Origin of the sequence: Kitasatospora sp. NPDC058048 (genome assembly GCF_042885555.1) — a bacterium.
GTDB lineage: Bacteria > Actinomycetota > Actinomycetes > Streptomycetales > Streptomycetaceae > Kitasatospora > Kitasatospora lactacystinica.
The window spans coordinates 30,159-43,219 of record NZ_JBHVRT010000039.1 but is presented as its reverse complement, the minus strand read 5'-3'; the positions used below and the strand labels follow the sequence as shown (position 1 = coordinate 43,219).

The following is a 13,061-nucleotide window of genomic DNA, read 5'->3' as shown; positions in this document are numbered from 1 at the left end:
GAACGGGCCACGGCTACGCGGATCGCTTGGTGCAGAGGTAGACCTGGTTACGGCGGTGGTCGGCGGGGACGTCGATGATCTCGACCGTCTCCGAGAGCGAGTGCAGCAGCGCCTCGAACGGGCCGGCGGCGTAGCGGTTGAGCCAGATGTAGCCGTCGGCCGTCTCGCGCCGCAGCAGCACCTCGGTCTCCCGCGGCACCTGGAACATGCAGATCACCACGGTGCGGCGGGAGACCCGGAACAGTTCGCGGACGGCGGTCTCGTAGTACGGCAGGCTCTCCAGCACGTGCCGGCAGTTCACCACGTCGAACGAGCCTTCGGGGAAGGTGAGGTCGGTGACGCTCATCTGCTCCCACCGCGCCTCGGGGTGGAGCGCGCGGCAGTCGTCGATGGCGGCCTCGTTGATGTCGATGCCGGTGTAGTCGACCTCCAGGCCCGCCGTCAGCAGGTGGCGGTAGGTGACCCCGGAGATGACACCGCAGTCGAGCAGTTCGAACGGCTCCTCGCCGTGCAGTGCCGCGATCCGCTCGGTCACGACCGCGTGCGAGGGGTGCCCGGCCCGGGACTCCTCGCCCATGTGAGCCATGTCAGAGGTGTGCGCCCAGAGCGATCTCGTATTCACTGCGTTGATCCTCCGTACTGCTGGAGCGGAGCCGGTCATGACGGCACGGCCGTCCGGACGGTGGCTGGTGGGAGAGTGCCGGGCGCGCGGGAGGCCGCCGGACCAGGGCCGTCGGGCGGCGGACGGCCCGGAGGGCGGACGGGGGACGGTCCGGAGGGCCGTTCCAGGGCTTCCGCGGGCGCGGCACCCGGTTCCCTGGCACCGTCCGGACCGGGAGAATCCCGGGAGCCGGCGGTGCGCGCGTGACATCCGTCCCGTCCCGGCGCACGGGAACCGATGTCACATCAGAAAGCCGCGCCTTCCTGGGACTCGGTGTCGAAGACGGCGTCCGGGCCGAACATCCGGGCGTGCTTCGCCGCGGCGAGGGCCAGCGTGCCGCTTGCGTCGCGGGCGCTCGCGACCTCGGCCAGTTGGTTGACCACGGCGGGCTTCGCCAACGTCTGATCGCGCAGCTCGGGGGAGCGGGACATCAGGACCATGGCCGCGGTGGTGTAGCCCGACTCGGCCCAGGACTCCCAGATCGCGTCGCGGTCCTGCTCCTGGCCCGCGAAGAGCTCCTCGCGGCGATCGTGCCGGCGCGTGGGAACCGGGCTCCGGCCGGCGGCCTCCGTGCGCAACCGGACGCGGCGGCCCGCGATGTAGGCGACGGCAGCGCCCTTGCGGATGGCGAAGTTCAGGGCCTGGGCCGCCGTGTCCACCACCGGCTCGCCCTTGTCGTTCAGGGAGGTGTTGCACACCATCGGCACCCCGGTGGCTTGCCGGAACGCTTCGATCGCCCGGTGGAGCAGGGGGTTGGTCTGGGCGGACAGGGTCTGACGCCGGGCCGAATCGTCGAGATGGAGGATGGCCGGGACCAGCCGGCGCTTGGACTCGGTCACGTACGCCGTCTCGAGCATGTAGGGCGAGGGCCAGGGGTCCTCGAACCACTCGCCGCTGTACTCCTCCAGGACGATCGGGGCCACGGGGCGCCACCACTGCCGGCTCTTCCAGTCGTTCAGCAGCTCCTTCGACCGGGGTGAGCGGGGATCGGCGAGGATGCTCCGGTGGCCCAGTGCGCGCGGACCGATCTCGGCCGCTCCGTCCGCCCACACCAGCGGTCCGGTGGAGAGGTCCTCGACGAACCGGGCCTCGGTGAATTCCTCGACGTCCTCGATGAAGTCGTCGAAGTGCTGCAGCGCGCTCTCGACGTCGGTGAGCTCGGAGCCGTGGTAGGCGGACTCGAGCCGGAAGCCACCGCCCGGGAGCAGCCCCTCGCCGAGGAGGCCGAGGAGGCCGATCCCGAGGGACTGGCCGGAGTCGTTCGCGCTCGGCGGCGTGAGCAGGCCCTTGAACCCGTAGCGGCGCAGGAGGAAGGAGTTGGTCGGACAGTTGAGGGCGAAGCCCCCGCTCAGGGAGAGGTACGCCTGGCGCGGGTCCACCCCTGCCGACTCGAGCAGCCGGTCGACGTTGCGCACCATGACGAGCTCGCAGGCCGTCTGGACGATCTTCATGACCGCGGACTGCAGGTGCTCCTGGCGGGTGAAGCGGCTGTCCAGCTCCATGGACGGCAACTGGGACTCGGCCGCACGAATCACGGCCTGGACGAAGGGAAGTGTGTCGACCAGCGGTACGCGCCGGCCTCCGAACAGCTCCAGCTCCCGCACCGCCGCCTCGGTGTCGAAGGCGATTTCGGTGGGGCAGGCCGACGCCAGGGCCATCAGGGTGCCCGGCTCCCTGCCGAACTCCGAGGACGCGGCGTCGTAGATCGGGGCCGGGGATTCGACCGGAGCGAAGTCGACGTCGCCCTTGGCGGACACGCAGCCGGTGTACCAGTACTTCTTGCCCGTCCGGTCGAGGCCGAAGTCGGGCCGGCCGTCCAGGGCCAGTCCGATGATGGTCTCGCTGCGGAACACCTCGGAGTCGAGGAGCAGTCCGCTGTAGAGGTGGGCGAGGCTGTGGACCGGGAAGTCCTCGGTGCCCGCCGGTAGCTTGATGTCGGCGTGGTGCGGCAGGCCGGGCGTGCCCCAGGACAGGCTCACGTCCTCCGGGGAGAGCCCCTCGGCCGCGAGCAGTTCGGTCAGCACCTTGTTGTAGCGGCCGACGGTGAAGAGCGGCCAGAAGTGGTGCTTCTGTCCGCTGACGCGCTCGAGCTCCCAGACTCTGACGAGTTCGACCCGCGAGTCGTGACTGCGCCAGAGCGCGATGTTCTGATCATGGCGCGGTGCGATGACGGATAAGCTGCCGGGCGGGGAGATGTAGCTCGACAGGAAGTACTTCGCGGCTGGGTAGGCGGTCACGATGTCTCTTTCGGCGGTTGGACAGTGGCTGCTGGCTCTTCGGGCCGGACGGTCCTGGAAACGGCCCGCGTAGGCGGTCGCGAGGCTGCCAGGGCCGGCTCGGCCGGGCGTCGGTGTCCACCGGCGACGTCAGGTGCGACAGACTGTCCCGGCCGGGTGCGATCGGGCCTCGAGCCGGAGCTCCGGCGGCGGCCTGCACGGGGACTTCGACCTTCTACGAGGCCTCGGGACGGGGACGGCGGGGACGGACTCCGACCCCGCATCCTCGTGTGGATGCGCCGGCCCCGGGGCGAGCGACGGGATCGCTCGGGTCCGTCCGCGGCGGGACTACTTCGAAGCGGGGATCCGCTCCTCGACGAGCTGGACCAGTTCACCGACGTTGGCCACGGTGAACATGTCGACGACGTCCAGATCGACGTCGAACGTGCTCTGGATCGAGACCATCAGGCGGAGCAGCGACACGGAGGTGGCTCCGAGGTCGTCGAAAGTGCTGTCCAGTGCGACTTCAAGGGGGGCGAATACTTCGGAAATCACCGACATCAAGTCGTCGGACTGTGCGTTCGACATTTTGTGTTCCAGATCTCTTGCATTCGAGGTCTATGCAGGTAATTGACCCTATGGTCTTGCTGAGACATCGTCAAGTCTCTTTTTCCGGTTGGGAGATGGTTGATGTCCAGATTGTGTCGCGTTGGGTCAGGTGGGCGAGATTGGTGTGAAACGGGCGTAGTGAAGCAACAGTTTGTCAAGTCGGCGCGCTTTCCCTGGTCGAAGGCTCGACAGGACGTGGGTACCCTGGGGTAGGGTGACCGACGTTTGATCGCACAGGCACTCACCGCTGGGGGATCTGGTGTCAGAAATGACTTTTCGGCCTCTCACGCCTATCACTGGCGCGGAGGTGGAAGGCGTCGATCTCGCGGCGGAGCTGTCGCCGGCCGTAGTGGCCCGCCTTCGCGAGGCCCTGGTGCGTCACAAAGTTCTCGTTTTCCGGAATCAGCCGATGAGTGACGCGCAACAGGTTGAACTCACCAATGCTCTGGGTGGTGCCACTGCGGCACATCCCATCGTGAACGGTCTGAGCGAAGCCCCCGCCGTATTGCGGACCGCGCTGTCGGAGGAGCGACGGGCGCTGGTCGAGGCCGAGGCCGGCCTCAGTCATCCGTTGAAGGGAACGACACCGCGGCGCCTGCGGACCGAATGGCATGTCGACAGCACCTTCGTGGTCAATCCGAACGCCATCACCATTCTGCGCGGTGTCGAGATTCCACCGGTCGGCGGCGACACTCTCTTCGCCGATCTGGAAGCGCTCTACGAAGGATTGTCGTCCTCCCTGCGGGGGTACGTCGACACCTTGCAGGCGATACACTCCCGACACGTCCCGACGGCGGCGCCCCGCTTCGACGGCAAGCCGGCCGGCCCCTTCGCGGCCGTCCACCCGCTGGTGCGGGTGCACCCCGAGACCGGTGCGCGCAGCCTGCTCGTCAGTGCCGTCTTCCTCCAGGCCATCCGCGGTCTCAAGCCCCGCGAGAGCGCGGCCCTGCTGGACTTCCTCCTCGACGAGCTCGCCGGGCGGGACGAGATCCACGCCCGGGTCCGCTGGGAGCAGGACACCCTCGTCATGTGGGACAACCGCTCCGTGGCCCATGCCGGTCCGGTGGACGGCCTGATGTTCCAGGAGGAGCGGATCGTTCACCGCACCACCGTCGTCGGCGACGTGCCCCGCGGGCCCGACGGCTTCGTGTCGCGTGCCCTCATGGGAGGCCGGTGCGAAGCGCTGGCCTGAGAGGCCGCGCCGTGACGCCACGGCGATCAGGCGGTCCATGCAGGTCAACTCGGTCATATGAAGATGTACTGGCATCGTGGCTCCGGCACAGATTCGGGTCAGTCGGTCCATTCTCCGGTAACTTCTGTGGGGGAAAAGCAAAATGCCGGTCGTCGACCACTGTGCAACAGCCGAAGCGCCACCCAGGTACCGCCTGTTATGCGTCGACTGCGGCTGGGAATCCGATCCGGAATTCCGGCTCCGATGTCCCCGGTGTTCGGGTGCGCTCGATCCCAGGATGAACCTGGAGAACGTCACCGAGCGTGACGGCGACCGGCCTGAGCTGACCTACCTGGACTTCCTTCCGGTCGAATCCGAGCACTTACTCGACGCGAGCATCAGTGTGCGGACCCCCTGCCGTCCGGCCGCGCGCCTCGGAGCGGTCATCGGTCTGCCCCGCCTCTGGGTGAAGGACGAGTCCCAGCAGCCGACCGGGACCACCAAGGACCGGCTGGCCTCCGTGGTCCTGGCCGTGTTCCGGCAGTTCGGGATCAAGGAGTTCGTCGCCTCCAGCACCGGGAACAGCTCCACCGCGCTGGCCCGCGCCGTGCGGAGGGACCCCTCGATGCGGGCACACTTCTTCTGCGGCCGTGACTTCACCGGCGACCACGACATCGAGACCGGCGACCGGGTGTCCCTCACCGTGGTGGACGGCAACTACGCACAAGCCACCCGGGCGGCCCAGGAGTTCGCAGCCCGGAACGGGCTGGTCTGGGAGGGCGGGTTCTTCAACTGGGCCCGTCGCGAGGGCCTGAAGCTCACCTACCTGGAAGCCTTCGACGCCATGGACGACAAGCCCGACGTCGTCGTCCAGGCCATCAGCAGCGGCATGGGGATGATGGCCGTACGCAAGGGCGTGGCAGAGTACCTCGCCTGCGGCCGGCTCACCTCCTCGCCCCGCTTCGTGATGGTCCAGCAGGACACCTGCGCGCCGATGGCCGTGGCCTGGCGGGAGGGACGGGCCGAGCTCACCGAGGACGACGTCATCGAGCACCCGACAGGTCTGGCCCGGGCCATCCTGCTCGGCGACGGCCGGGCCACCTATCCCTACATGCGGGACATCGCCACCGAGAGCGGTGGCTCCATCGTCTCGGTGAGCCAGGACGAACTGGTCCAGGCCCGTACGATGCTCCGCGAGCTGGAGGGGCTGGACGTCTGCCACTCCTCGGCCGCGACCATCGCCGCGCTGCGCAACGAGGCCGCGGCCCGGCGGATCACCCCGGACCAGGTCGTCCTGGTCAACCTGACCGGTCGTGAGCGGTACACCGCCGCCGACGCCGGACCGGCCCTCGCCGCCGCCACCGCCGGCTGAGCCTCCCTCTTCCGAGCCGGATGCCACCGCTCCCACCGGAGTGATGTGCCCGCCCTCACGTTCGCAAGGAATGCGTTGATACTCAGTCACCTCACCCCGCAGCAGGCCGAGCGCCACGCCGAGTTCCGTGCCTTCGCCGACCGCGTCCTGGTCCCGCAGGCGGACCGCTGCGACCGCGAGCAAGCGGTCTCCCGGGAGACCGTCGCCGACCTGGCCGGGCAGGGCTACCTCGGCGCGCCCGTCCCGAAGGAGTTCGGCGGCCTCGGCATGGACTGGGTCGAATACGGACTGCTCACCGAGGAACTGGGCCGAGGCTGCCAGTCGATCCGCAACCTCGTGGCCGTGGAGGACATGGTCGCCCACTCGATCCACAGGTGGGGAACGCAGGAGCAGAAGCAGCGGTGGCTTCCCCGGATCACCTCGGGCCGAACGCTGGCGGCCTTCGCCCTGACCGAGCCGGACGTCGGCAGTGACGCCGCCGCCGTCGGGACCACGGCGACGGCCGACGGCGCCGATGTCGTCCTGCGCGGCACCAAGAAGTGGATCAGCTTCGCGCAGATCGCGGACCTCTTCCTGGTCTTCGCCGCGTTCGACGGGCAGCACACCGCCTTCCTGGTGGAGCGGGACACTCCCGGCCTGTCGGTGGAGCCGATCGAGGGCCTGCTCGGCCTGCGCGGCTCGATGCTCGGCCGAATCACCTTCGACGACTGCCGGATCCCGGCCGCCAACCTGATCGGGCGTCCCGGCCTCGGCCTCACCTTCGTCGCCTCCAGCGCCCTCGACCTCGGCCGCTACAGCACCGCCTGGGGCTCGGTCGGTCTGGCTCAGACCTGCCTGGAGGCCTCGACGCAGTACGCCGGCCGCCGCACCCAGTACGGCACCGAGATCCGCAACCACCAGCTGGTCCAGCAGCTGCTGGCCGACATGCTCACCGACACCGTCACGGCCCGGCTGCTCTGCTACCACGCCGGGGTGAGCAAGGAGCGCGGCGAGACGGAGTCCGTCAACCACACCCTGCTGGCGAAGTACCGGACCTCGACGATCGCCGTCAAGGCGGCCGCCGACGCGGTGCAGATCCACGGTGCCCAGGGCATCGGGGCGGAGGCTTCCGTTCAGCGCCACTACCGGGACGCCAAGGTGATGGAGATCATCGAGGGCACGACGCAGATCCAGCAGACCATGCTCGGTCAGTTCGCCGTCCGGGCGGCCCGGCTGTGAGCGAGCTCCGGACGGGGGCGGTGACATACGGTCAGCTGTCGGTCCTGCGTTCGCTGGAGACACACGGCCCCGACCATCGGGCGGTCGCCAATCTGGTCAGTGTCTGGGAGGTGCCGTTCGGCCTCGGCGCGGCCCAAGTCATGGACGCCTGGCTCCAGTTGGTGGAGAAACACGACTCGCTGCGGACCACCTACGACCTGAGCGGCCCGACGCCGGCCCAGACGGTCCACCCGTACCGCCCGTCCCGGGTGGCCGCGCGGGAGCTGGCCGAGGACAGCTTCGCGGCGGCCCTGCGGCTGGGCGGCGAGGCGGCCGTCGAGCCGATCGACATCGAGACCGAGTTGCCGTGGCGCGCGTTCGTCACCACTCACCAGGGGGATGCGCTCCACCTGGTCACCGTGATCCACCACGTGGCGGCCGACAACGGTGCGCTGCGGGTGCTGGAGGAGCAACTCGGCGTCCTCCTGGAGGGCGGGGCGCTCGGGCCGGTGGTGCAGCCGCTGGACATGGCGCGGGAGCAGCAGGAGGAACCGGGCACCCGGAGCGTCCGGCACTGGACCGAGGCCTGGAGCCGGCTCGTCCCGGCGGACCGGGATCCGGCGGACGCCACCGAGCGACGCCGGGCGTCGCTCTACAGCCCGGAGGGACTGACCGCCGCGCAGGAGCTCTCCGACCGGCTGAAGATCTCGGTCCAGTCGGTGGTGCTCGGCGTCGGCGCGCTCGCGCTGTCCCGGCTCAAGCGCACCGAGCGGATGACCTTCGCGCTGATGGCCGCCAACCGGCTCACCACCCGGTGGGTGCCGCTGGTCGGCTCGCTCAACCAGTTCGCCCCGGTGACCGTCACGGTCGACGAGGAGGCCCACCCGCTGGAGTACCTGCGGGCCTGCTACGTCCAGTCCATGGCGGCGTACATGAACGGCTGCTACGACGTCGACGCACTGAAGGAGAGTCTCCGGGAGGCCGGCCTGCCGGAGACGGACCCCACCGCCTTCGCCAAGCACTACAACTTCCTCGGCGAGGTGGACGCCGAGCCGGCCGCCGGGTCCTCCCTGCGCACCGGGATCGAGTGGCGTTCTTCCACCCAGCGGTCGGGGCCGAACTTCCACCTGGCCGTGGCCACGGGGAAGGGAATCCTCATCGGAGTGGGCGCGAGCCGCGATTATCTCGAAGGAAATCTCCCGGCCGTTCTCGCGGCGTCGATCGAGGCCGGTCTGATCAATATGTCCAAGGGGTTCGAGAACTCCCTGGCAGAAGTTTCACTGGAAAATACTTGGCGAATTCTCTGAAGGCAGAAGAATGCGGGGAGAAACGCTTCTTCTCCCCGCACTTCGGCATCCCTGGGCCTGGTCGAACCAGTTCTAGAAGCCTGCGCAGATTCCCCGAAGCTGCTTCTTCATCATGACCACCTCCCGTCCGTGGCGACTATAGCCACAGGCGGTCGGGAGGTGGAAGGAAAATCTGGATATGGCCCAGGAAAGATGGTTAGGATTTCACTCATGACGGATTCGTACGCCGATCCGGGAACCCCGGACCACCGAAGTGCCGCGCGTTACCTGTGGTGGCTGACCATGAGTCAGCGCCGACGGGTGACGGGCGGCGCGGTGATCGGCACCCTCTGGATGGTCGGCCTGCTGCTGCCGCCGTACCTCATGCAGCGTGCCATCGACGACGGGCTCCAGCAGGGGAAGACCGGCGTCCTGGTCGCCTGGGTGGCCGCACTGGTCGGCGCCGCGCTGCTCAACGCATGGCTCGGCATCATGCGCCACCGCATCATGACCCGGGTCCGGATGGACGCCACCTTCCGGACCATCAAGGTCGTGGTCGCGCACTCCACCCGGCTGGGTGCCGAACTGCCCCGCAAGGTGACGGCCGGCGAGGTGGCCAGCATCGGCGTGGGCGACGTCGCGCAGATGAGCCAGACACTGACGATCACCGGCCCGGGCGTCGGCGCTGTCGTCGCGTACATCGTGGCGGCCGCGCTGCTGCTGTCGGTCTCCGTCACGCTCGCCCTCGTGGTCCTGCTGGGAGTGCCGCTGCTCGCGGTCGTGGTCGGACCGCTGCTGGAACGCCTCCAGGGCGCGGAGTCCAAGTACCGCGCGCAGCAGGGGGCGCTGACCGCCCGGCTCGGGGACATCGTCGGCGGCATGCGCGTACTCAACGGCATCGGCGGCAAGGACATGCTGGCCGGCCGCTACCTGCGCGGATCGCAGGACCTGCAGGCCGAGGGCTACCGGGTCGGCGCCGTCACCAGCTGGATCCAAGCGCTCTCGGTCGGACTGCCCGCCCTCTTCCTCGCGTTGGTGACCTGGCTGGCCGCCCGGATGGCGGCCGAGGGCACCATCACGATCGGCACGCTGGTCGCCGTCTACGGCTACGTCGCCGTCCTGGTCGTACCGGTCTCCAACTTCATCGAGGGCGGATACGACCTCACCAGGGGTCTGGTCGCCGCTCGACGGGTCGTCCGGATGCTCGACCTGAAGCCCGCCTTCGAAGACGCCGCAACACTGCGGCCGGCCCATGACGAGCCGTCGGCACTGCACGACGCCGACACCGGTGTGGAACTGGCCCCGGGCCGGCTGACCGCGATCGTGAGCGCTCGCCCGGCCGAATCCGCGGCCGTGGTCGACCGGCTCGGCCGGTACAGCGCATCCGCCGCGACCTGGGGCGGCGTGCCGCTCGCCGAGATCGCCCTGGCCGAGATCCGCAGGCGGATCGTGGTGGCTGACAACGACGCCGACTTCTTCTCCGGCGCGCTGCGCACCGTGGTCGACGGCCGGTCCGAGCACACCGGCCCGTCCATCGCCCAGGCCGTCGCGGACGCCGCGGCGGAGGACATCGTGCAGGCACTGCCCGACGGCCTGGACACCATGATCCAGGCCCAGGGCAGCAACCTCTCCGGCGGTCAGCGCCAACGGCTGCGGATGGTCCGTGCCCTGCTGGCGGACCCGGAGGTGCTCCTGCTGGTCGAACCCACCTCCGCCGTGGACGCCCACACCGAGGCCGCCATGGCCGCCGGCCTGCGCCGGGCGCGCACCGGGCGCACCACCGCCCTCACCTCGACCTCCCCCGTCCTCCTGGAGCAGGCCGACACCGTCTGCTACCTCGTCGACGGCCGTCTGGCGGCGGCCGGCCCGCACCAGGAACTGCTCGCGACAGAGCCCGGCTACCGCGCGCTGGTGGCTCGCGGCGAAACCGCCACCGAGTCCACGCCCGCCGAGGAGGCCGTCCGATGACCGCTCAGACCCAGACCGACCCCGGACGGCTCCCGATCGCCGGTCCCGCCGAGGTCCGCCGGGCCGCCGTGCGCCTGATGGGGCAGGACGGCCGTGCCGTCGCCGCGATGCTGACCCTCAACGGACTGGCCGCGGCCGCCGGTCTGGGCGGCCCCTGGCTGCTGGGCCGGATCATCGACGACGTCCGGGGCGGCGCCGGCACCGGACACGTCGACCGACTCGCCCTCGGCATCCTCTGCTTCGCGCTCGCGCAGCTGCTCCTCGGACGCTTCGCCCGCTACGCCGCCCACCGCTTCGGCGAGCGGACCCTGGCACGGATCCGAGAGCGGTTCGTCGACCGCTCCCTCGCCCTGCCCGCTTCGGTGGCCGAACGCGCCGGCGTCGGCGACCTGCTGACGCGCGGCACCGCCGACGTCGCCACCGTCGGCTCCACCCTGCGCGACGCCGGGCCGGAGGTCTCCGTGGCGCTCGTCCAGATCCTCCTGATCCTGGTCGCCATGCTCGCGGTCAACCCGCTGCTCGGCATCTGCGGGCTGCTCTGCCTCTCCGGGATCTGGTTCGCCAGCCGCTGGTACCTGCGCCGCGCACACACGGGTTACCTCGCCGAAGGCGCCGCCAACTCCGCGCTGATCGAGATCCTCACCTCCACCGCGACGGGGGCCCGCACCGTCGAGGCCCTGGGTCTCCAGGACCGCCGCATCGCCGCCACGGCCGAGGCGGTCGAGCACTGCCGGGCCACCCGCACCTACACCCTCAGCCTGCGCACCGTGCTCTTCCCCGTGGTCGAGTTCTCGTACATCGCCCCGGTCGCCGGCATCCTGCTGCTCGGCGCCGCCCTGCGCGACACCGGCGCGGTCACCACCGGCGCGGTGGTCGCCTGCGCCCTCTACTTCTGGAAGCTCTCCGAGCCGCTGGACAAGATCCTGCTCTGGCTCGACCAACTCCAGCGCAGCAACGCCTCCTTCGCCCGGGTCGAGGGCCTCGGCCGGATGGACGCCCCGGCCGTGACCGGCGGCGGCCGGCCCGAGGACGACCGGATCGACGTGGTCGACGTCCGGTACGCCTACCAGGGCGAGCGGGACGTCCTGCACGGCGTCGACCTCACCGTCCGTCCGGGCGAGCGGCTGGCGATCGTCGGCCCGTCCGGAGCCGGCAAGTCCACGCTGGGCCGGCTGCTGGCCGGGGCGGAGACGCCCCGCACCGGACGGGTGACCGTGGGGAAGGTGCCCGTCGCCGAGCTCGACCCGGCCCAGCTGCGCCGACACGTCGTCCTGGTCTCCCAGGAGCACCACGTCTTCCTCGGCACCGTCCGGGACAACCTCCTGATCGCCGCGCCCGCCGCGACCGACCAGGACCTGCACGCGGTGCTGGCCGCCGTCGACATCGACTGGGTGGACGAGCTGCCGGACGGGCTGGACACCGAACTCGGTGCCGGCGGGCTCCGCCCGAACGCCCAGCAGGCCCAGCAACTCGCCCTGGCCCGGGTGGTCCTGGCCGATCCGCACACGCTGATCCTGGACGAGGCCACCTCCCTGCTCGACCCGACCACGGCCCGGCACACCGAGCGCTCGCTGGCGGCCGTGCTCAAGGAACGCACCGTGATCGCCATCGCCCACCGCCTGCACACCGCCCGCGACGCGGACCGGATCGCGGTCATGGACGGCGGCCGGGTGACCGAACTGGGCAGTCACGACGAGCTGTTGGCGGCCGGCGGCGGCTACGCCGCGCTCTGGAAGTCCTGGCACGGCGCCTGAGCGCGCCCCGGCCCTCCCGACCCCTCCCGACCCGTAGGAGCGGAACCCCATGCACCCGGCACCACCGCAGACCGCCCAGAACTGGGTCCGGCCGATTCCCGGCCGGACCGAGCCCGGCGCCCTCCGGCTCTTCTGCTTCCCGTACGCCGGGGCAGGCGCCTCGGTCTTCCGGGGGTGGGGCGCCGGACTCCCGGAAGGAGTGGAGGCATTCGCCGTACAGCTCCCGGGTCGGGAGGACCGGTTCTTCGACCGGCCGATCGCGGACCTGGAAGAGCTGCTGGACGTCCTCCTCCCCGCCCTGCTCCCGTACCTGGACCGGCCGTTCGCCTTCTTCGGGCACAGCATGGGCGCCATCGTCAGCTGGGAGCTCGCCCGCAGGCTGCAGCGTGAGCAGGGGCTGGAGCCGGTCCGGATCACCGTGTCCGGCTGCCGGGCGCTACCGGCCCACGAATCCAGGAAGCCGAGTGAACTCGACCTCTCCGACGAGGAGCTGATCAACGAGCTCCGCCGTCTCAACGGCACGCCGGAGGTGTTGCTGCAGAACCCGGACTTCGCCGCCTTCATCCTGCCGACCTTCCGGGCCGACCTCTCGCTGTTCGCCGGCTACGTCTACCGGCCGGGCGAGCTGCTCACCTGCCCCGTCTCGGCCTTCGGCGGTGACGCGGACCCCAGGGTCGCCGAGGAGCACCTCCAGGGCTGGGCCGAGCTGACCACCGGCCGGACCGAGGTGGAGGTCTTCCCCGGCGGCCACCTCTTCCTCAACGACGAACGGGAGGCCGTGCTCCGGAGCGTGTCCCGGGCGCTCCCGGCCGTCGGCCACTGACCAG

General features: G+C 70.2%; 10 protein-coding genes. 7 read left to right on the top strand and 3 right to left on the bottom strand.

The genetic code is table 11. From position 1 onward, the window contains the following. Window positions 1-13: 13 nt before the first annotated feature. The 3 genes from ACFVVA_RS32205 to ACFVVA_RS32195 all read right to left on the bottom strand — a co-directional run bounded on the left by ACFVVA_RS32205 (window position 14) and on the right by ACFVVA_RS32195 (window position 3,438). Window positions 14-586, bottom strand: coding sequence for a class I SAM-dependent methyltransferase (locus ACFVVA_RS32205; RefSeq protein ID WP_387694283.1), 573 nt, complete (start codon window positions 584-586; stop codon window positions 14-16). Between the two features lie 320 nt (window positions 587-906). After that, window positions 907-2,898 (bottom strand): carbamoyltransferase C-terminal domain-containing protein, encoded by a 1,992-nt coding sequence (locus tag ACFVVA_RS32200; protein ID WP_387694282.1) that lies wholly within the window; start codon window positions 2,896-2,898, stop codon window positions 907-909. A 327-nt stretch (window positions 2,899-3,225) separates the two neighbouring features. After that, a complete protein-coding gene (locus ACFVVA_RS32195; RefSeq protein WP_387694281.1) occupies window positions 3,226-3,438 on the bottom strand; it encodes an acyl carrier protein in 213 nt (70 codons plus the stop codon). A 316-nt stretch (window positions 3,439-3,754) separates the two neighbouring features. On the opposite strand from ACFVVA_RS32195, the gene ACFVVA_RS32190 reads away from it, so the two are divergent. The 7 genes from ACFVVA_RS32190 (at window position 3,755) to ACFVVA_RS32160 (ending at window position 13,057) form a co-directional block, all read left to right on the top strand. After that, window positions 3,755-4,678 (top strand): TauD/TfdA dioxygenase family protein, encoded by a 924-nt coding sequence (locus ACFVVA_RS32190; RefSeq protein WP_387694280.1) that lies wholly within the window; start codon window positions 3,755-3,757, stop codon window positions 4,676-4,678. 277 nt (window positions 4,679-4,955) lie between these two features. Next, window positions 4,956-6,029, top strand: a complete 1,074-nt coding sequence (locus ACFVVA_RS32185; protein ID WP_387694279.1) for a pyridoxal-phosphate dependent enzyme — start codon at window positions 4,956-4,958, stop codon at window positions 6,027-6,029. Window positions 6,030-6,104: 75 nt separating this feature from the next. Next, window positions 6,105-7,247 (top strand): acyl-CoA dehydrogenase family protein, encoded by a 1,143-nt coding sequence (locus ACFVVA_RS32180; RefSeq protein ID WP_387694278.1) that lies wholly within the window; start codon window positions 6,105-6,107, stop codon window positions 7,245-7,247. A gap of 20 nt (window positions 7,248-7,267) precedes the next feature. After that, window positions 7,268-8,533: a condensation domain-containing protein gene (locus tag ACFVVA_RS32175; protein ID WP_387694277.1), complete on the top strand. Its 1,266-nt coding sequence runs from the start codon at window positions 7,268-7,270 to the stop codon at window positions 8,531-8,533. Window positions 8,534-8,743: 210 nt separating this feature from the next. Further along, a complete protein-coding gene (locus ACFVVA_RS32170; protein WP_387694276.1) occupies window positions 8,744-10,480 on the top strand; it encodes an ABC transporter transmembrane domain-containing protein in 1,737 nt (578 codons plus the stop codon). Further along, a complete protein-coding gene (locus tag ACFVVA_RS32165) occupies window positions 10,477-12,234 on the top strand; it encodes an ABC transporter ATP-binding protein (protein WP_387694275.1) in 1,758 nt (585 codons plus the stop codon). The genes ACFVVA_RS32170 and ACFVVA_RS32165 overlap by 4 nt, the downstream gene beginning before the upstream one ends. Before the next feature lie 49 nt (window positions 12,235-12,283). Then, the gene (locus ACFVVA_RS32160; RefSeq protein WP_387694274.1) at window positions 12,284-13,057 is read left to right on the top strand and encodes a thioesterase II family protein; all 774 of its coding nucleotides are present in this window, start codon (window positions 12,284-12,286) and stop codon (window positions 13,055-13,057) included. The last annotated feature ends 4 nt before the right edge of the window (window positions 13,058-13,061 follow it).

Excerpts from the sequence above, each read along its gene's own strand:
- ACFVVA_RS32185 (WP_387694279.1), top strand. The coding sequence starts at position 4,956 with ATGAACCTGGAGAACGTCACCGAGCGTGACGGCGACCGGCCTGAGCTG.
- ACFVVA_RS32160 (WP_387694274.1), top strand. The coding sequence starts at position 12,284 with ATGCACCCGGCACCACCGCAGACCGCCCAGAACTGGGTCCGGCCGATT.
- ACFVVA_RS32195 (WP_387694281.1), bottom strand. The coding sequence starts at position 3,438 with ATGTCGGTGATTTCCGAAGTATTCGCCCCCCTTGAAGTCGCACTGGAC.
- ACFVVA_RS32190 (WP_387694280.1), top strand. The coding sequence starts at position 3,755 with ATGACTTTTCGGCCTCTCACGCCTATCACTGGCGCGGAGGTGGAAGGC.
- ACFVVA_RS32165 (WP_387694275.1), top strand. The coding sequence starts at position 10,477 with ATGACCGCTCAGACCCAGACCGACCCCGGACGGCTCCCGATCGCCGGT.
- ACFVVA_RS32170 (WP_387694276.1), top strand. The coding sequence starts at position 8,744 with ATGACGGATTCGTACGCCGATCCGGGAACCCCGGACCACCGAAGTGCC.
- ACFVVA_RS32205 (WP_387694283.1), bottom strand. The coding sequence starts at position 586 with ATGGCTCACATGGGCGAGGAGTCCCGGGCCGGGCACCCCTCGCACGCG.